The organism is Dactylosporangium sp. NPDC005572, from assembly GCF_040605515.1.
Classification (GTDB): domain Bacteria; phylum Actinomycetota; class Actinomycetes; order Mycobacteriales; family Micromonosporaceae; genus Dactylosporangium.
The window spans coordinates 19,569-41,814 of record NZ_JBEXCY010000078.1; the positions used below are offsets into that span (position 1 = coordinate 19,569).

Below are 22,246 nucleotides of genomic sequence, written 5' to 3' on the forward strand. Positions count from 1 at the left end.
AGGTCTTGCGGGAGCAGATTTTGTTGCTAGCCTGTCGCCATGAACGAGATGTTGCAGAGATCCGGGTCATCCCGGTGACCCGCGACCGGCTCAGCTCCGGGGTCGCGGCGTTCCTCATTTCGATCTCCCTGCGCATGGCCGGCGTCGCCCTGCCGCTGCTGATGGTCGACGCGGGTCAGCGGGTCACCACGGTCGGCCTGCTCGTCGGCGCGGCCGGCGTGGCCCAGTTGTCGGTGCGCCCGTTCATGGCCGCCCTGCTGCGCCGCTGGCCCGACCGGCGGCTCATCGGCCTGTCGGCGATCCTGCTGACCGGCTCGATCGCGATCGTGCTCATCAGCCCGACGTTCGTGCTGCTGCTCGTGTCGCAGCTGGCGCAGGGCGCCGCGCGGGCGCTGTTCTGGACCGCCAGCCAGACCCACGCCGTGCGCCGGGCCGAGCGCGCCGCCGGCGGCATGGCCTGGGTGAACACCTGGTCGGCGATCGGCCAGCTGATCGGACCGGCGCTGTGCGGCGCCGCGCTGCTGGTGAGCACGGAGGTCGCCCTCGTCTGCGCCAGCGTCGTGGCCGCCGCCGCGCTCGTGCCGACGGTGCTGCTCGACCACATCGAGCCGTTCCCCCAGCGCGACCGCAGTGCCGGCGGGCAGCGGGTGGTCTGGCTGCGACCGTCGGTCTTCGCCGGGTGCTGGTCGAGCGCGACGGCGGGCGCCGTCGAGGCGGTCAGCGGCTCGTACCTCGCGCTCCTGCTGGTCAACGCCGGCAACTCCCCCGCCCTGGCCGGCCTGCTCATCTCCGCCGGCAACATCGGCGGGCTGGCCGGCACCGCCGTCGTCGGGCGCATCCCCGACCGGTGGACGCGGGTGCTGCTGCGGGCCGCCACCGTCGTGGTGGCCGCCGGGCTCGCGCTCACCGCCCTGGGCGCGGCCGTGGTGCCGCTCGCCGTCGCCGGGCTGATCGCCTCGGGAGCGGGCGCGGGCGTCCTGCGCACGCTGGGGCCGGCCGTCGCCAGCGACGCCGTGCCCGCGGACGAACGGGGCGACGCGATCACCGCCACCGGGTCCTTCCGGGCCGTGTCGCTGTTCGCCGCCCCGTTCGCGATCGGCGCGCTGCTGACCGCGGTGGCACTGCCGGCGGCGATGGTCGGGGTCGCGGTCGTGCTCGGCCTCGGCGCGCTGCCGGGCGGCGGCGCACCGAAGGCCGAGGCCGCCTAGATCCCGCGGGCCGGTCGGCCGGCGGGCGCCGCTCAGGGCCCGCAGGCCGTTCGGCCCGCGCCTGGGCCGGCCTACTGCTCGCCCTTCATGTCGCCCTTCAGGACGAACGAGTCCCAGCCGTCCATCAGGTCCATGATCGCCCGGGCCCGGCTGCGGGCGTGCGGCGAGCGGGCCGACACCCCGTTGAGCAGCACGTTGATCACGGCGAGGGGGGCCACCAGGGAGTTCTGGGTGGCCACCCCGGCGACGTGCACGGGCAGCACGATCTCGGCCCGCTGGGCGATCGGCGAGATGAGGCTGTCGGTGATCGCGATGATCTTCGACCGGCGCTTGCGGGCCTGGTCGACGACGGCGACGGTGTGCGACGCGTACGGCGGGAAGCTCAGCGCCAAAAACGTGTCCTCGCGGCTCGCCTCGTAGAGGGCCGGGCCGGCGTGGCCGTCGTTGCGGATCATCACGGCGTCGCCGTGCAACCGCCCCAGGGTCAGCGCCGCGAACGTGGCCAGCCCGTCGGAGGCCATGCCGCCCACGACGTACACCCGGCGGGCGTCGTGGATCGCCTCGACGGCCGAGTCGATGACCTCGACGGACAGCTCGGCGACGGTGCGGTCGAGGTTCTCGATGTCGCGGGCGAGCGACTGGGCGTGCACGGAGCCCTCGAGGTGGGCGAGGGCCGGCAGCGGCTCGCCCTTGCCGGCGGCGCCGCGGATCTGCGAGCGGACCTGCACCCGGACCCGCTCCTGGAGGTCCTGGTAGCCGTTGAGGCCGAGCCGGTAGGCGAACCGCACCACCGTCGACGGGCTCACGCCGAGCCGCCCGGCGAGCTTGTCCACCGTCGCGAACGCCACGAACTCCGGATCCTCGACGATCGCCTCGGCGATGCGCTTCTGCGACTGCGTCAGGTCCTCGTACCGGCGTCGCATGTCGGACATCAGGTCGTCGACCACGGTGGTCTCCCCCTCTGGGCGCGGTCCGGCCGCTCGGGCCAGCGACCAACGCCGATATCAGTACCAGCAGGCAGGACTATACAACAAATATTGCTCGATCCTGGGAGCCTCGCCGGTAAACTTGCTCTCACGGTCAGCTCAGCCGTTCGCACAGGTCACGGGCGGTCCAGTCGGCGGCGAGGAGCCGCCGGAGCCGCTCGGCCCGCTCCGGCCGGCCCTCGGATGCGGCCGCCCGGGCCAGTTTGCCGAAGACCTCGGCGCGTCCGAGGGGCCGGGGCGGATCGCCCGGCGCGTCGTCCCGCCCGCCGGTCGACCCGGACGGCCAGGCGGTCACGCGGGCGGCGCCGTCCGGCAGCGCCGGGTCGGACACGACGGTGACACGGGTGCGGGCGAACGCCCCGACCGCCGGGTCGGCGAGGCGGTCCGGCGCGAACTGCTCCAGCCAGCACTCCCCATCGGCGAGCACGACGGCCGCCACCCAGCGGGCCGACTGCAGCGCCGTGCCCTGGTCCGGCCAGCCCTTGTCGGCGCAGAGCGCGAACCCGGCCGGCGGCAGCCGCACCTCCAGCCGCTCCACGTCACCGCAGCGCAGCTCCAGCACCGCTTCGACCATCGACTGCAGGGAACTGGCCGCCGGCCACCGCCGCATCGACACGTTCAGCAGCTCCCACTGCTCCCCCAGCGCCGCGGTGACCCGGTCGGGCTCGCCGCCGCCGTACGCCGCGAACAGTCCGCCGTCGCCGTGCGTCCAGGCGTGCTCGGTGCCGCCGATGCCGGCGGCGGCGAAGCGGGCCGCCAGATAACCGGAGAGGGCGCCATTGGCCTGGTGGAACTTGACCCCCAGCGAGCCGATCGCGGCGAACGTTCCACCGGCCTGCCCGAGCGCCAGGCCCCAGGCGCGGGCCAGCGCCGGGGCCGGCAGGTCGAGCAGCACGGCCGCGGCGGCCGCGGCGCCGAACGGGCCGAGGATGCCGGGCGCGTGCCAGCCGGTCGCCCGGAACGCGCGGTAGTCGAGGGCCCGGCCCAGCCGCGCGGTGACCTCCAGGCCGGCGGCGAGCGCCGTGAGCACCCGGTCGCCCGGCGCCCCGACCTCCTCGCCCACGGCGAGGACGACGGGGACCACCTCGGGCGTGATGTGGCACAGCGCCGGGCGGTACACGTCGCACATCGTCGTCGCGGTGATCTGGAACGCGTTGAGGTGCACGGCCCCGGCCGGGGCGAGGGGCGGGCCGGCGACGACCGTCGAGCGGGCCGAACCCTCGCCCGGGCCGAACGCCGCCCGGCAGGCCGCCTCCCAGTCCGGGCGCGGCGGGGCGAGCCGCCCGGTCAGCGCGCACGCGATCGCGTCGACCAGCAGCAGCTCGGCCTGCTCGCGCACGGTCGCGGGCAGCGCCGCCGGGTCGAGGCCGGTGCAGAACTCGGCGAGGGCCCGCTCGGTGTCCACGGGCTCAGCCGGCCCCGGTCCGGGCGCCGGTCCGGGAGCCGGCCCGGACGCGGCGGGCCGCGAGCGCCGCCGCCGGTTCGAGGACCTCGCGGTGGAACCGCCCGATGTTGGCCTCGACCTGCTCGGGGCGGCTGCCCTCGACGACGACGATGAGCTCGTCGACGCCCTGCTCGGCGAAGGCCGCGACGTCGGCGACCATGTCGGCGGGTTCGCCGACGATCGCGTAGACCGGGCCGGGCCGGGCGCCGAACTTGACCCGGGCGCGGACCGAGACGGTCGGGAACGGCCGCCCAGTGCGCTCGACGGCAGCGCGCAGGGCGGGCAGCCGCTCGCGCAGGTGCTCGGGGCCGGTCTGCGCGGCGTGGTAGCCGTCGCACAGCTCGGCGGTGCGCCGCAGGGCCCGGGCGCTGCGGCCGCCGCACCAGATCGGGATGGCGGCGCCCCGCGGCGGCAGCGGCAGGAACGTGAAGTCCTCCAGGACGTGGTGCTCGCCGCGGAACGGCGCTGTGCTGCCCGACCACAGGTGCCGCCACAGGGCGATGGTCTCGTCGAGGTACCCGCCGCGGGCGGTGAAGCGGGCGGCCTTGCCGAGGTTGGTGTACTCGGCCAGGTCGCCCGAGTCGCTGACCCCGACGCCGACGGTGAGCCGGCCGCCGAGCAGCACGTCGATGGTGGCGATCTCCTTGGCCAGCTGGGGCGCGTCGCGCATGGCCGGCACGAGCACGCTGGTGCCGAGCTGGAGGTGCGGGTGCCGGGCGCCGACGTAGGTGAGCGCGGTGAGCGCCTCCAGGATGTGGCCGTACTCGTCGGCCTCGTCGCCGGCGGGGACCATCATGTGGTCGGTGACCCAGACGCTGTTCCAGCCGAGGACCGACACGGCCGACGCGGCCGCGTCGAGGGACTCGGGGCCGGTGCCCTCGCCCTTGCTCGGCAGGATCAGGCCGATCGCCATGTCACCCACACGCATGCCGGTCACCCGGCCACCTCACTTTCCGCACGCTCGAAGCACGGCACGACCTCACCCGGCAGCAGCTCGGCCGGGACGACCCGGACCCGCTGGCCGACCGCGAACCCGGCCCGGTGGTCCGGCGCCGGTGCGCTGAACATCCGCGGCCCCTCGTCCAGCTCGACGAACAGCACGTCGTAGGGGACGAGGCCGGCCCACTCGGGGCGGTACGCGCGGTGGAACGTCACCGAGGACAGCACGGTGCCCCGGCCGCTGAGATCCTGCCATTCGTACCCGTCGTGCAGGCACCGCGGGCAGACCGCGCTCACGGGGTACCGGATGTGCGCACACGCCAGGCACCGCTGCATCGCCAGCACGCCCCGGTCCCGCACCGCGGCCCAGAACGGTGCCGCCACGTCGTCGTCGGACGTTCCCACCACTACCTGCCCTTCCCCAGCACCAGCGCGCTGGCCGTGTTCAACGTCATGCCCCGCCCGGTGACGAGGGTGGTCTCCGCGCCGCGAACCTGCCGCTCGCCGCCCTCGCCGCGCAGCTGCCGCACGCCCTCGACGACGTGCAGCCAGCCCTGCATGTACGACTCGGAGAGGTTGCCGCCGGCCGTGTTCACCGGCAGCTCCCCGTCGATCGCGATCCGGGTGCCGCCCTCGACGAACGGCCCCGACTCGCCGGGCTTGCAGAACCCGGCGTGCTCCAGCCACAGCAGGACCGCGATGGTGAAGTTGTCGTAGAGCTGCGCGACGTCGATGTCCTGCGGCCCGACGCCGGCCATCCGGTAGGCGCGGGCCACGCAGTGCTCCTGGTGCGGCAGGTACCACCAGTCCTTCTGTTCGAACGTCTGCAGCGTGTGCCCCTGCCCCATGCCGAGGATGTCGACCGCCGGCTTGCGCAGGTCGCGGGCCCGCTCGGGCGAGGTGACGATGACCGCGACACCGCCGTCGGTGATGAGGCAGCAGTCGAGCAGGTGCAGCGGCTCGACGATGAACCGCGACGCCTGGTGGTCCTCGATCGTCATCGGCTCGCGCATCACGGCGTTGGGGTTGCGGGCGGCGTTGCGCCGGCCGTTGACCGCGACCCAGCCGAGCTGCTCGCTGGTCGTGCCGTAGAGCGCCATGTGCCGCGCGGCGCCCATCGCGCTGTTCGCGGCGTTGCCGAACATGCCCCAGCTGCCCCAGGAGACCTCGCCGCCCTGGGCCGCGTCGAACTTCGACCCGCGGGTGCGGGCCGCGTCGCCGAACACGCAGGCGACGACCGACGCCATGCCGGTCGCCACGGCCATCGCGGCCTGCTGGACCAGCGCGCCGGCGGTCGCGCCGCCCATGTTCAGCGTCCCGGTGAGCACCGGGTCGATGCCGAGGTGCTCGCCGAGGGCCAGGTAGTGCTTGGCGCCCTCGGGCGAGGAGCTGCCCGGCATGGTCAGCAGGCCGTCCACGTCGGACTTCTCCAGCCCGGCGTCGGCCAGTGCCGCGGTGAACGCCTCCGTCGCCAGGGAGATTGCCGTCTCCCCCGGCAGCTTGCCCTGCCGGCTCGCGCCGACCCCGGCGATGGACGCCTTCCGCCAGCCCGTCATCGTGGTGCTCCCGCCTGTGTCGTCGTCGTCCGGCTCGGGACGAAATGCAAGGTCGTCATCGTGCGGTGAACCGCGGTGCGCGGCCCTCCCGGAACGCCGCGCGGCCCTCGGCGCGGTCCTCGGTCTCGGCCAGCAGCGCCCACAGGCCGCGTTCGAGGGCCAGGCCGGCGGTGAGCGCCTGCCCGGGCGCCCCCGACTGCACCGCCTGCTTGATGGCGATGAGCGACAGCGGCGCGCAGCGCGCGATCTCCCCCGCCAGGGCGTGCGCCTCGGCGTCGAGGTCCGCCACCACGTCGGAGACCAGGCCGGTCCGCAGCGCCTCCTGGGCGTCGATGGCCCGGCCGGTCAGCAGCATCTTCATCGCGACGGCCCGGCCGACCAGCAGCGGCAGCCGCTGGGTGCCGCCGGCGCCGGGCATGCTGCCGATGCGCGCCTCGGTGAGGGCGAACGTGGCGTGCGGCCCGGCGACGCGCAGGTCGGCCGCGAGCGCCAGCTCCAGGCCGCCGCCGACGGCGGGGCCGTTGATCGCCGCGATCACCGGCTTGCGGAACCGCGCGAGGGCCGCGCTCACCGGCTCGGTGCCGCCGGCCAGCTCGTGGCCGGTCGGCGCGGTCTGGTCCTTGAGGTCGACACCGGCGCAGAACGCCTTGCCGCTGCCGGTGAGCACGGCGACCCGGACCGCCTCGTCGCGGTCGAGCTCGGCGAGCGCCCCGGCGAGGCGGGCGCGCAGCTCGGGGTTGAGCGCGTTGCGCCGCTCCGGGCGGTTGAGCCGCAGCGTGGCGACGCCGGCGTCGACGCTCACCAGCAGTACCCCGGCGCTCATGTCAGCACCCCGGCCGCGACGAGCCGCTCGTACTCGGCCCGGTGCATCCCCAGCACCGACTCGGCGATCTCCCAGGTGTCGGCGCCGAGCAGCGGCGCCGGGGTGGGGCCGGCCTCGTCGACGTCGGAGCGGAACGGCAGCCCGGCGACCGTCATCGCGCCCATCGCCGGGTGGTCCTGCTGGACCCAATAGCCGCGCTTGCGCAGGTGCTCGTCGGCGAGGACGTCCTGGGCGGTGGCGACGACCGCGGCCGGTACCCCGGCGTCCTGGAGGCGCCGCATGAGCGCCCACGCCTCGACGGTGCGGCTGCTGGCGGCGATCTCCTCCTCCAGCCGGTCCTCGTGGGCCTTGCGGCCGAGCAGGGTGCCGAGCCGCGCGTCGGCGAGCAGGTCGGCCCGCCCGAGCGCGGTGCACAGCGCCGCCCACTGCGCGTCGGTGCCCACCGCGATCGCGCACCAGGTGTCGGGCTCCCGGCAGGGGAACACGCCGTGCGGCGCGGCGCCGGGGACGCGGTTGCCGGCCGGGGCCGGCGGCGGCGCGCCCGCCGAGCCGGCCAGGAGCGCCGGCCCGACGAGGTTCACCGTGGACTCGAACTGCGACAGCTCGATCTGCGCGCCGCGGCCGGTGCGCACCCGCCGGTACACGGCGCTGAGCAGCGCGACGAGGGCGTGGCCGGGGTTCGGCACGTGGTCGGGGTAGTGGGTGCCGGTGCCCAGCGGCGCCCGGCCGGGCAGGCCGGACGGGTGGACCAGGCCGGCCGCCGCGGCGATGGTCGAGCCGAAGCCGACGTAGTCGCGGTGCGGCCCGTCGTTGCCCTGCATCGGCATGCTGAGGTAGATCACGGCCGGGTTGGCGGCGGCGACGTCGGCGTAGCCGAGGCCCCAGCGGTCCATGACGCCGGGCCGGAAGTTGCTGGTGACGATCGTCGAGGCGCGGGCGAGCGCGGCGGCGATGTCGCGGGCCGCCGGGTGGGCCATGTTCAGCGCGAAGGACTTCTTGCCGGAGTTGCGCGACGCGAAGTAGCCGGAGACGTCGAGCCCGGTCTGCCCGGGCTTCGCCGGCGGCGACAGCCGCAGGTTGTCCGGCCGGGCCCGGGACTCGATCTTGATCACCTGCGCGCCGTAGAGCGCCAGGGTCTGCGTGACGAGCGCGCCGGCCCCGACCCAGCAGTAGTCGAGCACCCGCTCGCCGGAGAGCACCGTCGCCACCTACAGCACCCCCGCCGCCACCAGCGTCGTGCGCTGCTCGTCGCCGACGCCGAGCTCGGCGAGAACCTCGCCGGTGTGCTGGCCCGGCGCGGGGGCCGGCCGGTGCACCAGGGTCGTGCGGCCGTCCACGAGGGACACCCGGCCGGGGTACACCAGGGTCGCGCCGAGCACCGGGTCGTCGACCGGGACGAAGAAGCCCCGGTGGGCGAGCTGGGCGTCGGCCCGCAGGTCGGTGACGTCGTTGACCGGCGCGAGGGCGATGCGCCGCCGCTGCGCCTCGGCGTAGAGCTCGGCCTTGCCGCGGGTGGCGGCGAACGCGCCGAACACCTCGCGGAAGCGGGCGATCGCCGGCTCGCTCTGCCGGTGCCGGAAGTCCTCCCAGACCGGCCCGGTCAGCTCGGCGGCGCCGTCGACGCCGGACTCGGCCATCCAGCGCACCAGGGCGGTCCACGCCTTGGCGGTGCCGAGCCGGCCGGCAACCATGGCGACGTGGCCGTCGCGGCACGGGAAGGTGCCGGTGCCGGCCTCGCGGGGCACCTCGCCGAGCCGGCGGCGGACCCGGCCGGTGAGGTCGTACGTCGGCACGGCGTCCTCGAGGGCGCCGGCGATCGCCTCCTGCACGGAGACGTCCATCGCCCGCCCGCGCCCGTCGTGGAGCCGCCCGAGCAGCCCGAGCAGGGCGGCGCCGGCCGCGACGATCGACCCGGCCAGGTACGTCTGGTGCCCGGCGACGGCGATCGGGGCGGTGTCGGCGTAGCCGCCGAGGCTCAGCAGCCCGCCGGCGGCGAGCTGCACGAGGTCGTCGGCGAGGTGGTCGCGGTACGGGCCGGTCGCGCCGAACGGGCGCACGCTCACCTGCACCAGGCCCGGGTTGGCGGCGGCCAGCTCGTCGGGGCCGAGCCCGAGGGCGGCCAGCGTGGGCCGGGCCGCGGTGTGCAGCAGCACCTGGGCGCGGCCGGCGAGGCGCAGGAACACGTCCCGCCCGTCGCGCGCCGCCACGTCCAGGGCGACGGAGCGCTTGTTGAGGTTCACGAACCGCTCGAACGTGCTCACCGGCCGGCCGTCGGCGCCCGGGACGAACGGGCCGACCCGGGCGGCCGGGTCGCCGCCCGGCGGCACCACCCGCACGACGTCCGCGCCGAGGTCGGCGAGCAGCCGGCCGGCGTAGGCGCCCGTGTGGTCGGTCCAGTCGACGACGGTGACGCCGGCGAGTGGCTCGAGGGGTTCGAGTGGCTCGGGGCTCATGCCGTCCCGCCGGCGTCGGCGATGCGCAGGCCGCTGTGCATCGGGTAGCTGCGGCCCCAGTCGTGCGGGTACGCCCGGTCGATGCCGGCGGCGAAGTAGGTCGGCACCGTCGTGTCGATGACGACGTCGAGCACGTAGGGCCGGCCGCTGGCGAGGGCCCGGGCGAGGGCCGGTGCGAGGTCGGCGGCGCGCTCGATGCGCTCGCCGAGCGCGCCGTGGGCCTCGGCGAGGGCGACGTAGTCGGGGTTGTACGCCTCGCCGGTGTCCTTGCGCACGAACGAGTACCACGGATGGGAGCGGGTGAACGCCGTGTCGGCGCCCTTGCGCTCGATGCCGAGCTCGTTGTTGTCGAGGATGACCCAGATCGCCGGCAGGTCGTACTCGACGGCGGAGGCCAGGACGTTGGAGACCATGTTGAACGCGCCGTCGCCGGTGACCGCGATCGCCGGGCGGTCCCGGTCGGCGACGAGGGCGCCCAGCACACCGGAGGAGGCCCAGCCCATCTCGGCCATGCCGGCGTTGATGTGCCACGCGTCGGGCTGGGTGATGGTCAGGTACGGCTCGGCGTACTGGATGACGTCGCCGACGTCGATGAAGACGCGGCCGGTGTCGCCGAGCGCCTCGCCGACCTCGTGGACGAGGCGGCCCGGGTGGATCGGGTCGGTCGCGGCCTGCGTGACGGCGGCGGTGCTCGCGACCCACTCGCGGTGCCGCTCGGTCACCTGGGCCACCCACGGGTCCCAGGACGGCTTGAGCCCGTCGGCGTCGGCGAACTCGACCAGGTCGGTGAGGAACGTCGCGGCGTCGGCGACGACGGCGACGTCGGCCGGGTAGTTGCGGCCCAGCTCGCCGGCGTCGATGTCGACGTGGACGATGCGGGTCTTCGGCACGTCGTAGACGAGGCCGTTGCGCCAGTTGGCGGTGTGGTTGTCGGAGAACCGGGCGCCGACCGCGATCACCAGGTCGGCCGCGCGGGTCGCCTCGGCGGCGGAGTCGGTGCCGGAGCGCCCGACCGGGCCCAGCGACAGCGGGTGCCGCTCGGAGACGATGCCCTTGGCGGTGAGGGTGGTGGCGAACGGCACCTGGAGGCGCTCGACGAGGGCCCGGAACGCGGCCGGGCCGCCGGCCGAGCGGGCGGCGCCGCCACCGGCCAGCAGGACCGGGCGGGCGCTGCCGCGCAGCAGCTCGACGACGGCCTCCATCGACTGCCGGTCGCCGCGCAGCCGGGAGGAGACGACCCGGCGGGACGGCGCCTCGACCTCGCCCTCGACCCGGCCCATCTGCACGTCGAACGGCAGTTGCACGAACACCGGCCCGGGCCGGCCGTTGACGGCGGTGCGGTAGGCGGTGTTGAACACGTCGATGACGGTGTCGGGCCGCACGGCCATCCAGGCGCCCTTGGTGACCGGCCGGAAGACGCTCGTCGCGTCCTCGAAGCCCTTGTAGTACATCTCCTGCATGCCGCCCTTGCCCAGCACGTGGGTCGAGCCGCCGCCGGCGATGACCAGCAGCGCGGCGGTGTCGTGGATGGCGCTGGCGACGCCGCCGACCGCGTTGAGCAGGCCGGGGCCCTTGCTCACGATGACCGGGGCGATGCGGCCGGTGGTGCGGTAGTAGATGTCGGCCATGTGCACGGCGTGTGCCTCGTGCTTGGCCTGGATGCCCTCGATGTGCGGGTAGTCGACCAGGGCGTCGAGCAACGGCCAGACCGCGCCACCGGCGTAGCCGAAGTAGTGGGTGATGCCGGCGCGGTCGAACCACTCCGCGATGGCGTCGACGGCTCGCATGATGCCTCCTGAAGTTGCTGTCACACCCGGTCCGGGACGACGAAGATCCTGATCTCGGTCATGTCCTCCATGGCCCAGCGCAGGCCTTCCCGGCCGAGGCCGGAGTCCTTGACGCCGCCGTAGGGCATGTGGTCGATGCGGTACGTGGGCGCGTCGTTGAGCACGACACCGCCGACGTGCAGCTCGTTGAACGCCTGCCAGCTGTGCCGCAGGTCGTTGGTGAAGACGCCGGCCTGCAGCCCGAACGCCGAGTCGTTGACGGCGGCGAGCGCGGCGTCGAAGCCGGCGACCCGCTCCAGGACGACGACCGGGGCGAACGCCTCCTCGCGGCAGATGTTCGCGTCGTGCGGGACGTCGGTGAGGACGGTCGGCGCGAAGTAGCGGCCCTCGCCCTTGCCGCCGCGCAGCAGGGTGGCGCCAGCCGCGACGGCCTCGTCCACCCAGCCCTGGGTGCGGGCCGCGGCACCGTCGTCGATGAGCGGGCCGAGGTCGACACCCGCGTCGGACGGGTCGCCGACGACCAGCGCGTCGGTGCGGGCGAGGAACCGCTCCAGGAACGGCTCCCAGACGTCCTCCAGCACGAAGATGCGCTGGACGCTGATGCAGATCTGCCCGGCGTACTTGAACGCGCCGTAGGCGCACCGCGCGGCCGCGTGGTCGAGGTCGGCGGTGGTGTCGACGATGGCGCCCGCGTTGCCGCCGAGCTCCAGCACGACCTTCTTCCGGCCGGCCCGGGCCTTCATCGACCAGCCGACGGCCGGGCTGCCGGTGAACGTGAGCAGGTTGAACCGGGGGTCCTCGACCAGCCGGTCGCCGAGCGCGCGGCTCATCGGCAGCACCGACACCGAGCCGGGCAGCGCGCCGACCTCGTCGATGATCTGCGCGACCAGCAGCATGGTCAGCGGCGCCGCGCTCGGCGGCTTGAGCACGATCGGGCACCCGGTGGCCAGCGCCGGCGCGACCTTGTGCGCGGCGAGGCCGAGCGGGAGGTTGAAGGGGCTGATGCCGGCGACCGGCCCGATCGGGAACCGCCGGGTGATGCCGGTGCGGCCGCGCGACACCTCGTTGAGGTCGAGCGGGATGACCTCGCCGTAGCTCCGCTCGGCCTCCTCGGCGGCGAGCCGGAAGGTGAACGCGCCGCGCTCGGCCTCCACGACCGCGTCGCGGACGGGCTTGCCGGCCTCCAGCGCGATCAGCGCGCCGATCTCGTCCTTGCGGGCGAGGATCCGCTCGGCGATCGCCCGCAGCTGCCGCCCGCGTTCGTAGGCGGGCTGCTTCGCCTGCTGCCCGGCGACGGCCTGGGCGGCGGTCACCGCCCGTTCGTACTGCTCCGGGCTCGCGTTGAACGTCCGCCCGACGAGCGAGCCGTCGGCCGGGTTGGTCACCGGCAGCGGGTCGCCCGACGTCTGCCACTCGCCCGCCACGTAGATCGGATGGTCCACCGCGTTCGTCCTTCCGCTGATCCTCGTTGATCCCGCTGACCGGGCGGCCACCCTTGGCCGTGGCCGCCCGGTCCGGCCGCCTACACGCGGCCGTTGCGTTGCAGGTAGTCCTTCACGTACTTGTCGTCGAGCCAGTCGGACTTGGCCGGCATGTCCTTGGGCAGCACCCCGGCGTTCTGGAACAGGCTCACGTAGTTGTCGACCTGGTCGGTGTCGAGGCCGCCGTTGACGCCGAAGTACTTGATGGAGACGAAGGTGTCGTAGGCCGCCTCCTTCACCTCGGGCTTGAGCTTGTCGTTGAACTCCTCGGACCGCTTGAGGTAGCCGGCCTTGTCCTTGGTCGCCCAGCGGGACGCGTCGATGAGGCGGTCGACGACCTTCTGGGCCAACTCCGGGTTCTTGTCCAGCCAGGCGGTGGACGCGATCAGGCCGGACTGCAGCAGGCCGCCGAGCGCGGGGCCGCACTCGATGAGCGAGACGAAGTTGCCGGTGGCGATCGCGGCCTGCGCGTCGGCGAAGTGCGCGACGGTGGCGTCGATCTGGCCGGCGGTCAGCGCGGCGACCCGGGCGCTCGTGCCGCCGATCACCACGTACTTGGACTTGTCGACGTCGTAGCCCTGCTTGGTGAGCGCCATCTTCATGATGACGTCGCCGGCGGAGCCCGGGGTGTTGACGCCGATGGTCTTGCCGGCGAGGTCGTTGATCGAGTTGATGCCCTTGCGGGCGAGCACCACGTAGTCGGTGGACTGGGTGTTGGCCGCGATCACCTTGACGGGGGCCTTGGTGTTCTTGATGGCGGTCACGGCGGCGTTGATGTCGCCGATGTACATGTCGGCCGCGCCTGCCACGACGGCGCGCAGCGTGGCATCGGCCTCTTCCAGGAACTTGAGCTCGAAGTCCACGTTGTCGGTCTTGAGCAGCCGCTGCCACTCGGTGAGGTCGAGGCTGCTGAAGTCCGCGGAGCCGACACCGACCGCTCGAACCTTGCCGCCCTGGCCGTTGGCGGCCGCGCCGCCGTTGTCGTCGCCACAGGCGGTCACCAGGCCGAGACCTAAGACCGCCACGAGGGCGAGCAGATGAACCTTCATGTCCTTCCACGCCCTTCATCTGCCGCCGCGACAGCCGCGGCGGGACGCGGATCAGACTTGCACCATATTTTGTTTCGGTCAAGACCGAGTGACAGGAATGTTTCCACCAGGTGCCCCCAACTGCCTGGACTTTCGTCATGGCGCTGCATCACGATTTGTTCCGCGCAGGGTTCAGCGGTCGATCATGCCGCGTTCGAGCCACACCGACCGGGCGGCCGGGTGCAGCGGGATGGGCACCGGCGCGTCGAGCGCGCCGCCGCACATGCGCTCCAGGGGCAGGCTCGGCCCGCCCTGCCAGGCGATGGTGTCGCGTCGGTCGTGCAGGGCCTCGCAGAACGCGCGCACCAGGTGCTCCGGCGTGTCGGCCCGGGTGTAGATGAGGAAGCCGGAGAAGTCGACGGTGGCGACGTCGCGCGGCAGCGCGGGGAAGCGCGAGCGGCGCAGCACCGCCCGGCGGTAGCCGGCCGCCTCGAGGGCGGCGAGCTCGGCCGGGCCGACGTCGAGCACGGCCATCCCGGCCGCGACGGCCGGCTCGACCCAGTTGTAGACGCCCTCGTCGAACACGGCGTCGACCGCGCCCCCGGCGACGGCCGCCCAGCGGTCCGGATGGTGCGGCAGCCCCTCGGCGTAGACCAGCTGCCCGCCCCAGGCCTCGAGGTCGGCGAGCGAGAAGCCCGCCGCGGCGAGGGTGTCGGCGACGACCCGGTGGACGGCGTGGTCGCGCTGGGCCCGCAGGCTCACCCGCAGCGGCAGCCGCCGGTCGCGGACCTCGGCGAGCGAGGAGACGCCGAAGCGGGCCGACACGGCGAAGGCGAGCTGGTCGTAAGACGGGACGGTGGCGATCGCCGCGAGGGGGGCACCCCGGGGTACCGCACACGCCGGATTGACGATCGCGAACTGGACCCGGCCGGCCAGGACCTCGTCGACCGCCGCCGGCGAGTCGCTGCCGAACAGCGCCACGTCCCAGCCGTCCGCGCCCTGCCGGCGCAGCGTGACCAGCGCCTGCTTCGCCGCCCAGTCGCCGCGCCCGACGAGCTCGGCGGCGACCTCCAGCATCAGCCGGGACCGCACCGTCGGCGCCCGCGGGCGGTCGGGTGGCAGCGCCGGGGGCTCGGGTTCCAGGGACTCCATGCGGATCGCCTCCCCATTGACGCAACAGATCCTGCCACGCGATGATCAGTAGCGCAATTTTTGTTTCAGTCCGGTCCGGCCCACCGAGGGGACACGTCGTGCTCGATCCGCAGCTGGTCCAGGACCTTGCCGACGGTGTGGTCGACGATCTGCGCGACCGTCGTGGGCCGCACGTAGAACCCGGGCACCGGCGGCAGTACCACCGCGCCCGCCTCGGTGACCGCGGTCATCAGCCGCAGGTGCCCGAGGTGCAGCGGCGTCTCGCGCACGACCAGCACCAGCGGCCGGCGCTCCTTGAGGTGCACGTCGGCGGCCCGCACGAGCAGCGTGTCGTTGGCCGAGTTGGCGATCGCCGACAGCGACCGGATGCTGCACGGGGCGACCACCATCGCGTGCGTCTGGAACGTGCCGCTGGCGATGGCCGCGCCGAGCGCCTTCTCCGGGTACGTCACGGCCGCGAGGGCCGTCACGTCGGCGAGCGTGCGCCCCAGCTCGTACTCGATCGTGGCCGCCGCGCCGGAGGACACCACGAGGTGCGTCTCCACGTCGTCCCGGCCCGCGAGGACCTCCAGCAGCCGCACCCCGTAGACCGCGCCGGACGCGCCCGAGATGCCGATGACCACCCGCATTGTCATGGAATATCCCTTCCGTCGGTCCGGTCACCGTACCCGGCGGGGCGGCCCGCGTGAAGATCGTCGTTCTGGCCGGCGGGGTGGGTGGCGCGCGGTTCCTCACCGGTGTGCGGGCGTACGCCGCCGAACGACCGGGCGACGTCACGGCCGTCGTCAACGCCGGCGACAACGTCACGCTGCACGGCCTGCGCATCTGCCCCGACCTCGACACCGTCATGTACACCCTCGGCGGCGGCGCCGACCCGCAGCGCGGCTGGGGCCGGGCCGGCGAGACCTGGACGGTCAAGGCGGAGCTGGCCGCCTACGACGGCGACGCGGGCTGGTTCGGGCTCGGCGACCGGGACCTCGCCACCCACCTGGTGCGCACCCGGCTCCTCGCCGCCGGCCGGTCCCTGTCGGAGGTCACCGCCGAGCTGTGCCGGCGCTGGCGGCCGGGCGTGACGCTGCTGCCGGCCACCGACGACCCGTTCGAGACGCACGTGGTCACCCCGGACGGGACGATGCACTTCCAGGAGTGGTGGGTGCGGTACCGCGGCGCCGCCCCCGTCGACCGCTTCGAGTTCGCCGGCGCGGCGGCGGCGACCCCGGCCCCCGGCGTCATCGAGGCCATCGCCGGCGCCGATCTGGTGCTGCTCGGCCCGAGCAACCCGGTGGTCAGCATCGGCCCGATCCTGGCCGTGCCCGGCATCCGGGCCGCGATCGCCGCCACCCCGGCCCGGGTCGTGGGCCTGTCCCCCGTGATCGGCGGTGCCCCGGTCCTCGGCATGGCCGACCGCTGCCTGGCCGCGATCGGCGTCCCGTGCACCGCCGCCGGCGTCGGCGCCCACTTCGGCGCCCGCGCGGCCGGCGGCCTGCTCGACGGCTGGCTCGTCGACGTCGCCGACGCGGGCACGCGGGTCGCCGGCCTCCCCGTGCGGGCCGTGCCGTTGTGGATGCACGACACGGCCCACACGGTGGCGATGGTCGCCGCGGCCGCCGACCTGGGTGGCACGGCCGGCCGCTGACGGCGGCTACCGCCGGCGCTGGGAGAAGCCCACCGCCAGCGGCGTCGCGAGGAACACCGACGAGTACGTGCCGACCAGGATGCCGACGAGCAGGGCCGTCGCGAAGTCGACGAGCGAGTCGCCGCCGAGCAGCGCGAGGGCGGTCAGCACGAACACCGCGCCCAGGCCGGTGTTCACGGTCCGCGGCACGGTCTGCAGGCACGCCGTGTTGGCCAGCTCGGCCAGCGGCGGCCGTTTGCCGCGTCTGCCGCGGGTGCCCCGCACCAGCTCCCGGATCCGGTCGAAGACCACCACCGAGTCGTTGACCGAGTAGCCGATCACGGTCAGCAGCGCGGCGAGGAACACCCCGTCGACGGGCTTGCCGAGCCAGGCGAACACCCCGACGAGCACCAGCACGTCGTGGGCCATGGCGAGGACCGCCGCGACGCCCCACTGCCAGCGGAACCGCAGCGCGAGGTACGCCAGCTGGGCGGCGAGGGCCACCCCGAGCGCGACGACGGCCTTGCGCCGCAGCTCGGCGCCGAGGCTCGGGCCGATCCGCTCGTCGCGCTGCCGCGCGACGGTGCCCGCGCCGGCCTGGGTGAGGGCCTGCCGGACCTTCGCCTCCGCCGTGTCGTCGAAGCCTCCCGCGCGCACGCTGAGCGCCCCGCCGCTCGCCTCGTTGACGACCGCCCGCGGCAGCCCGGCGGCGGCGACCGCGGTCCGCGCCTGTTCCACGGTGATCCGGGAGCTCATCGTGTACTGCACGAGCCGCCCGCCGGTGAACTCGACACCGAAGTTCAGGCCCCGCACCGCGATGCCGCTCACGGCGAGGGCGACGGCGAGCGCCGAGACGACCAGCCAGCGCCGCCGCCGGGCCATCAGGTCCGGGTTGCGCCGCTCCAGCGTGCGCCGCACCCACCCGACGTGCGCGACGCCGCTGACCCGGTCGAGCCGGTTGCCGCGCAGGACCAGGTCGGTGAGCACCCGGGTGAGCACCAGCGCCGTGAACAGCGACGCCAGCACGCCGACGCTGAGCGTCACCCCGAAGCCGCGCACCGGGCCGGACGCGAGGTAGAACAGCAGCCCGGCGGCGAGCAGCGTGGTGACGTTCGAGTCCACGATCGCCGACCAGGCGCCGGAGAACCCGTTGCGCACGGCGGTGCGCAACGGCCGCCCGAGGGCGTACTCCTCGCGGGCGCGCTCGAACACCAGCACGTTGGCGTCGACCGCCATCCCGATCGCGAGCACGAACCCGGCGAGTCCCGGCAGCGTGAGCGTGGCCCCGAGCGCCAGCAGCGCGCCGTACGAGACGAGCCCGTACGCCACGAGCGACACCGCGGCGAGCCCGCCCGCGAGCCGGTACACCGCGACGATGAACAGGACGGTCGCGGCGACGCCGGCGACGGCCGCCTGCGCGCTCGCCGCGATCGCCTGCCGGCCGAGCGTCGGCCCGACGGTCCGCTGCTCGATGACGTCGACCGGCACCGGCAGCGCGCCGCCGCGGATGAGCACGGCCAGGTCCTTCGCCTCGGCGGCGCTGAACCGGCCGGTGATGGTGGTCTCGCCGCCGGTGTACCCGACGTCGCACCGCGCCGTCGACTCCACCCGCGGCGACAGGATGACCTGGTCGTCGAGGACGATCGCGACCCGGCGGCGCGGGTCGGTCATGGGTGAGCAGGCGGCGGTGCCGGTGAGCCCGGCCCACGCCTGGACGCCGGTGCCGCGGAAGGTGACGTTCACGTTCCACCCACCGAGCTGACCGGCGGCGGCGTCGGCCGTCTCGATCTGGCTGCCGGCGACGGCCGCCGGCCCGAGCCGCAGCCGGGCCCGGCCGTCCTCGTCCGGCAGGACCAGGACCGCCGGGTCCGGGGCCGCCGTGGCGTCGTCGATGCCGAGCACGGGCCGGAACGTCAGCTCGGCCGTGCGGCCGATCACCTCGACGGCCCGCTGCGGGTCGTCGACGCCCGGCAGCTCGACGATGATCCGCCGGTCGCCGGAGCGGGTCAGGGTGGGCTCGGTGAGCCCGAGTTCGTCGACGCGGCGCCGGAGGATCTCCAGCGCCTCGTCGGTGGTCTTCGCGGTGGCCTTGGCATGCTCACCGTCACGGGTTTCCAGGACGATCTGGGTGCCGCCGCGCAGGTCGAGCCCGAGCCGAGCCGGCCGGGTGGCAACGAGCCACCCGGCGAGCGTCAGCAGGACGAGCACGAGCGCGGCGCGCACCAGTACGGCGCGCGACACAGTGGTTTCCTCGCTTTGTTGTGAAGGGGTTCAGGACACGGACGGCGTGCCGGCGTGCGGCGGTGCCCGACCCCTGATCGCGAGGACGTGCGGTTCGAGGATGCGCGCCGGCGACCCGTCGGCCGGCGCGAACCAGCCCGGGCCCGGCGCGGCCGCGGCGCCGGAGGAGCCGGCGACGGCCCAACCGGCCGAGGCCGCCCCCGGCCACGTGGGCGTGCTCTTGACGACGAGCCGCACCTCGTGCTGGACCGGCGCGGCCACCACGTGCGGCGCGGCGGCGGCGGGACCGTGGACGGCGGCCTGGACGGCCTCCCGCGGCGCCTGTGACGTCGGCAGCCCGGCCAGGAAGGCGAGCAGCACCGCGAGCAGTGCCCGCAGGTGGCCTCCCGTCACCCTTGCAGCGTGCTGCTGTCCGGCACCCGGGTCAAGCCCGGGCAACCCCCGGGGCGAGGAAGTCCGCGCTCGGGGCGAAGAACAGCGTGCCGGTCACCGGCGTGGAGAAGTCGAGGATCCGGTCGTGCCGGGCGGGCGGGGCGCCGAGGAACATCCGCTCCAGCATCTGCTCCGTGACGGCCGGGCTGCGCGCGTAGCCGATGAAATACGTGCCGAACTCGCCCCGCCCGGCCGCGCCGAAGGGCATGTTGTCGCGCAGGATCCGGTGCTCGGTGCCGTCGGGGTCGACGATCGTGGTCATCGACACGTGCGAGTCGGGCGGCTTGGCCGCGTCGTCGAGCTCGACGTCGGCGAGCTTGGTGCGGCCGATCACCTGCTGCTGGGCCTCGACCGGCAGCGCGTTCCAGGCGTCGAGGTCGTGCAGGTACTTCTGCACGACGACGTAGCTGCCGCCGGCGAACCCCGGGTCCTCGTCGCCGACGAGGACGGCCGCGCCGGCGGCCGTCCCGACCGGGTTCTCGGTCCCGTCGACGAAGCCGAGCAGGTCGCGCATGTCGAAGTTCTTGAACCCGTGCACCTCGTCGCGCAGGGTGGTCACGTCGCGCAGCCGGCCCATGATCTCGGTCCCCAGCGCGAAGCACAGGTCGGGCCGCTGCGCCCGGATGTGGAACAGCAGGTCGCCGGGGGTGCCGACGGCCCGGTGCACCGGCCCGGCCAGCTCCCGGAACGGGTGCAGCCCGGCCGGCCGCGGCCCGCCGAACAGCCGGTCCCACGCGTCGGAGCCGATCCCGGCGACGCAGCTCAACCGCCCCTCCTGGGCCCGGAACCCGACCGCCCGCTGCAGCGCGGACAGCTCGCCCAGTACCGCCCGCGCGTGTGCCTCCCCGCCGGGGTCGATCGTCACCACCAGGAACAGTGCCGTGCGCGTCAAGGGGCTCAGCACCGCCTGCGGCGTCACCATCGCCGCCCGCTACCCCGCGACACCGCGGCCATGCCGGGCCGGGCGGGTGGGTCCGCGGCGGGCGGGCCGAAAGATCAACATTCGTTGACTCAATGATCACTGATCAATTAACCTGGGTTTCGCCGCCGCCGCGGGGAGGCAAGCCGGCCACACACGCGGTCAGGGCCGTCGGTGAGGCAGGACCGCTCTCTTCCTGCCTCACCGTGCGCTCCCGCCGCGATCGGCAGGTTCAGTGCGGCAGCGGGCCGCCCGCAAGGACGATGACCACGCCGGCCGCGCCCGCGGTCAGCAGGGTCAGCACCGGGCCCCGGCGCAGCGCCAGGGCGAGCACGGCCGCGCCGGCGAGGACCGCGTACTGCCACGGCTCCCCCAGCGCCCGGGCCAGGGGTATTGCGGAACCGAGGATGGCGCCGATCGCGGCCGGGGCCGCGCCGTCCAGGAACGCCCGGACGCCCGGGGCCGCGCGGAGCCGGTCGAAGCGGTGCGCACCGAGCAGGATGAACGCGAACGACGGGCTGAACGCGATCGCCGACGTGAGCACGCCGCCGCCCACGCCGGCCGCCGCGTACCCGACCACGGCCACGGTCTGCACGACCGGGCCCGGCGTGATCTGGCCCAGCGCGACGGCGTTGAGGAACTGCGCGCCGGTCATCCAGTGGTGGTGGTCGACCGCGTCGGCCTGCATGATCGGGATGATCACGAACCCGCCGCCGTACGAGAGGGCGCCGACCTTCAGCGCCACCCACGCGAGCGGCAGGAGCACGCCGCCGCCGAGGCCGGCCGCGGCCAGCAGCGGCAGGGCGGGCACCGGCCGGCGGCCCGGCGCGGGCACGCGCTGCGCGACGATCTCGGCGATGCCGCAGGCCACCAGCAGCAGGACCAGCCACGGCCCGACGGTCGCGGCCGCCACCGCGCCGAGCCCGAGGTACACCACCCATCGGAGCCTGGCGGGTGCGCGTCTCCAGCCGGCGGGCATGAGGCTGGTGCCCGCCTGCACGGCCACCGCGGCGACGGCCGCGCCCGCGCCCGCCCCGGCGGCCTTGACCCACGCGGGCGGGTCGCCCTCCAGGAACAGCGCGGCCAGGGCCAGGATGACGATCAGCCCGGGCACGATGAACGCCGCGCCGCCGACCAGGGCGCCGGCCCGGCCCCGCACCCGCCACGCGCAGAAGATGGCCAGCTGGGTGGAGGCGGGCCCGGGCAGCAGGTTGCAGGCGGCGATCGCGTCCTCGAACTCCTGCGCGTCGAGCCACTTGCGGTCCTCGACGCACAGCTTCCGCAGCAGCGCGATGTGCGCGGGCGGCCCGCCGAACCCGACGCACCCGATCCGCCCCCACTCCCGCAGGACGGTGCCCAGCGACGGCTGCGCCATCAGCCGCCCGCCGGCTGGACGAGCTCGACCGGGGCCGCCGGTCGGGTCGGGCACGGTCGGCCCGGGCACGGTCGGGTCGGTCATGACGCCCTCTCCGAGGCGAAGGTGTACAGCAGGAAGTCGATCCGGGCAGCCAGCTCGTCCGCCACGCGGGCGAAGGTGGCGGGGTCGTCCGGCTCGGGGATGCTCCAGTGGACCGGCCGGGGGTGGCCGGGGAACTCCGGGCAGACCTCCTTGACCCGGTCGCACAGGGTGATGACCCGGTCGAAGCGGTGCCCGGCGAACTCGTCGAGGTGCTTGGACCGCGCACCGGCGAGGTCGATGCCCCGCGCGGCCATGGTGGCGACGGCCTGCGGATGGATCGGCTTGGGCCGGCTCCCGGCGCTGTGGGCCGCGACGGTGCCGCCGGTGCCGTGCCGCAGCAGCCCCTCCGCCATCTGTGACCGCGCGCTGTTGCCGGTGCACAGGAACAGCACCCGCCCGCTGACGTGGCGGGGCGGCTGCGGCGGATGCAGCCGCAGCCCCGGGTGCAGCGACCCGCCGGCCCCGGCGAGCAGCTCGGCACACCGCCCCAGGTCGAGCGCGTAGTAGCTGTCCCGCCCGTCGGCGCTGCTGCGCCGCGCGGTGACGAGGCCGGCGTCGCGCAGCTGCCGCAGGTGGTACGAGACCAGGTTCTGCGGCTGCCCCACGAGCGCGGTCATCTCGTGCACGGCGAGGTCACTGGTGGCGAGCTCGCCGAGCAGCCGCCACCGCAACGGATGCGCGGCCGCGGTGAGAAAGTCCGGCGCGGTCACGCCCGCAGATTAC

The 22,246-nt window shown here is 74.7% G+C and carries 20 protein-coding genes; 2 read left to right on the forward strand and 18 right to left on the reverse strand.

Annotated elements, in window-relative coordinates; genetic code table 11:
* The first annotated feature begins 74 nt into the window (after positions 1-74).
* Positions 75-1,208 (forward strand): MFS transporter, encoded by a 1,134-nt coding sequence (locus tag ABZS66_RS31255; RefSeq protein ID WP_354763917.1) that lies wholly within the window; start codon positions 75-77, stop codon positions 1,206-1,208.
* Between the two features lie 71 nt (positions 1,209-1,279).
* Here the strand turns inward: ABZS66_RS31255 and ABZS66_RS31260 are convergent, their stop codons facing one another.
* The 13 genes from ABZS66_RS31260 to ABZS66_RS31320 form a co-directional block, all read right to left on the reverse strand.
* Positions 1,280-2,155, reverse strand: coding sequence for a MurR/RpiR family transcriptional regulator (locus tag ABZS66_RS31260; RefSeq protein WP_354763919.1), 876 nt, complete (start codon positions 2,153-2,155; stop codon positions 1,280-1,282).
* 133 nt (positions 2,156-2,288) lie between these two features.
* Positions 2,289-3,599 (reverse strand): MmgE/PrpD family protein, encoded by a 1,311-nt coding sequence (locus tag ABZS66_RS31265; protein WP_354763921.1) that lies wholly within the window; start codon positions 3,597-3,599, stop codon positions 2,289-2,291.
* Between the two features lie 4 nt (positions 3,600-3,603).
* Complete coding sequence (locus tag ABZS66_RS31270; protein ID WP_354763969.1) at positions 3,604-4,566, reverse strand: LLM class flavin-dependent oxidoreductase; 963 nt, start codon at positions 4,564-4,566, stop codon at positions 3,604-3,606.
* 5 nt (positions 4,567-4,571) lie between these two features.
* Positions 4,572-4,982: an OB-fold domain-containing protein gene (locus ABZS66_RS31275; protein ID WP_354763923.1), complete on the reverse strand. Its 411-nt coding sequence runs from the start codon at positions 4,980-4,982 to the stop codon at positions 4,572-4,574.
* Positions 4,983-4,984: 2 nt separating this feature from the next.
* The gene (locus tag ABZS66_RS31280; protein WP_354763925.1) at positions 4,985-6,133 is read right to left on the reverse strand and encodes a thiolase family protein; all 1,149 of its coding nucleotides are present in this window, start codon (positions 6,131-6,133) and stop codon (positions 4,985-4,987) included.
* Between the two features lie 55 nt (positions 6,134-6,188).
* Positions 6,189-6,956 (reverse strand): enoyl-CoA hydratase-related protein, encoded by a 768-nt coding sequence (locus ABZS66_RS31285; protein ID WP_354763927.1) that lies wholly within the window; start codon positions 6,954-6,956, stop codon positions 6,189-6,191.
* Entirely contained in the window at positions 6,953-8,164 is a 1,212-nt protein-coding gene (locus ABZS66_RS31290) for a CoA transferase (RefSeq protein ID WP_354763929.1), read from the reverse strand. Before ABZS66_RS31290 ends, ABZS66_RS31285 begins: the two co-directional genes overlap by 4 nt.
* Entirely contained in the window at positions 8,165-9,409 is a 1,245-nt protein-coding gene (locus ABZS66_RS31295) for a CoA transferase (RefSeq protein WP_354763931.1), read from the reverse strand.
* Positions 9,406-11,196: a thiamine pyrophosphate-binding protein gene (locus ABZS66_RS31300; protein WP_354763933.1), complete on the reverse strand. Its 1,791-nt coding sequence runs from the start codon at positions 11,194-11,196 to the stop codon at positions 9,406-9,408. Before ABZS66_RS31300 ends, ABZS66_RS31295 begins: the two co-directional genes overlap by 4 nt.
* A 20-nt stretch (positions 11,197-11,216) precedes the next feature.
* Positions 11,217-12,638: an aldehyde dehydrogenase family protein gene (locus ABZS66_RS31305; RefSeq protein WP_354763935.1), complete on the reverse strand. Its 1,422-nt coding sequence runs from the start codon at positions 12,636-12,638 to the stop codon at positions 11,217-11,219.
* 80 nt (positions 12,639-12,718) lie between these two features.
* Positions 12,719-13,726, reverse strand: coding sequence for an ABC transporter substrate-binding protein (locus ABZS66_RS31310; protein WP_354763937.1), 1,008 nt, complete (start codon positions 13,724-13,726; stop codon positions 12,719-12,721).
* A gap of 171 nt (positions 13,727-13,897) precedes the next feature.
* On the reverse strand, positions 13,898-14,857 hold the full coding sequence (locus tag ABZS66_RS31315) for a hypothetical protein (RefSeq protein WP_354763939.1): 960 nt from the start codon (positions 14,855-14,857) through the stop codon (positions 13,898-13,900).
* 65 nt (positions 14,858-14,922) lie between these two features.
* The gene (locus tag ABZS66_RS31320; RefSeq protein ID WP_354763941.1) at positions 14,923-15,492 is read right to left on the reverse strand and encodes a UbiX family flavin prenyltransferase; all 570 of its coding nucleotides are present in this window, start codon (positions 15,490-15,492) and stop codon (positions 14,923-14,925) included.
* Between the two features lie 50 nt (positions 15,493-15,542).
* Here ABZS66_RS31320 and cofD point away from each other — a divergent pair, with 50 nt between their 5' ends.
* Positions 15,543-16,493, forward strand: coding sequence for a 2-phospho-L-lactate transferase (gene cofD / locus ABZS66_RS31325; protein ID WP_354763943.1), 951 nt, complete (start codon positions 15,543-15,545; stop codon positions 16,491-16,493).
* A 6-nt stretch (positions 16,494-16,499) separates the two neighbouring features.
* Here cofD and secD read toward each other — a convergent pair whose 3' ends face one another.
* The 5 genes from secD to ABZS66_RS31350 form a co-directional block, all read right to left on the reverse strand.
* Positions 16,500-18,713 carry a protein translocase subunit SecD gene (gene secD / locus ABZS66_RS31330; protein WP_354763945.1) on the reverse strand — a complete coding sequence of 738 codons (2,214 nt, stop codon included), beginning with the start codon at positions 18,711-18,713 and terminating at the stop codon, positions 16,500-16,502.
* 30 nt (positions 18,714-18,743) lie between these two features.
* The gene (locus tag ABZS66_RS31335; protein ID WP_354763947.1) at positions 18,744-19,106 is read right to left on the reverse strand and encodes a hypothetical protein; all 363 of its coding nucleotides are present in this window, start codon (positions 19,104-19,106) and stop codon (positions 18,744-18,746) included.
* A gap of 31 nt (positions 19,107-19,137) precedes the next feature.
* Complete coding sequence (locus ABZS66_RS31340) at positions 19,138-20,067, reverse strand: Dyp-type peroxidase (RefSeq protein WP_354763949.1); 930 nt, start codon at positions 20,065-20,067, stop codon at positions 19,138-19,140.
* A gap of 229 nt (positions 20,068-20,296) precedes the next feature.
* A complete protein-coding gene (gene chrA, locus ABZS66_RS31345; RefSeq protein ID WP_354763951.1) occupies positions 20,297-21,523 on the reverse strand; it encodes a chromate efflux transporter in 1,227 nt (408 codons plus the stop codon).
* Positions 21,520-22,233: a metalloregulator ArsR/SmtB family transcription factor gene (locus ABZS66_RS31350; protein ID WP_354763953.1), complete on the reverse strand. Its 714-nt coding sequence runs from the start codon at positions 22,231-22,233 to the stop codon at positions 21,520-21,522. Before ABZS66_RS31350 ends, chrA begins: the two co-directional genes overlap by 4 nt.
* Between the last annotated feature and the right edge of the window lie 13 nt (positions 22,234-22,246).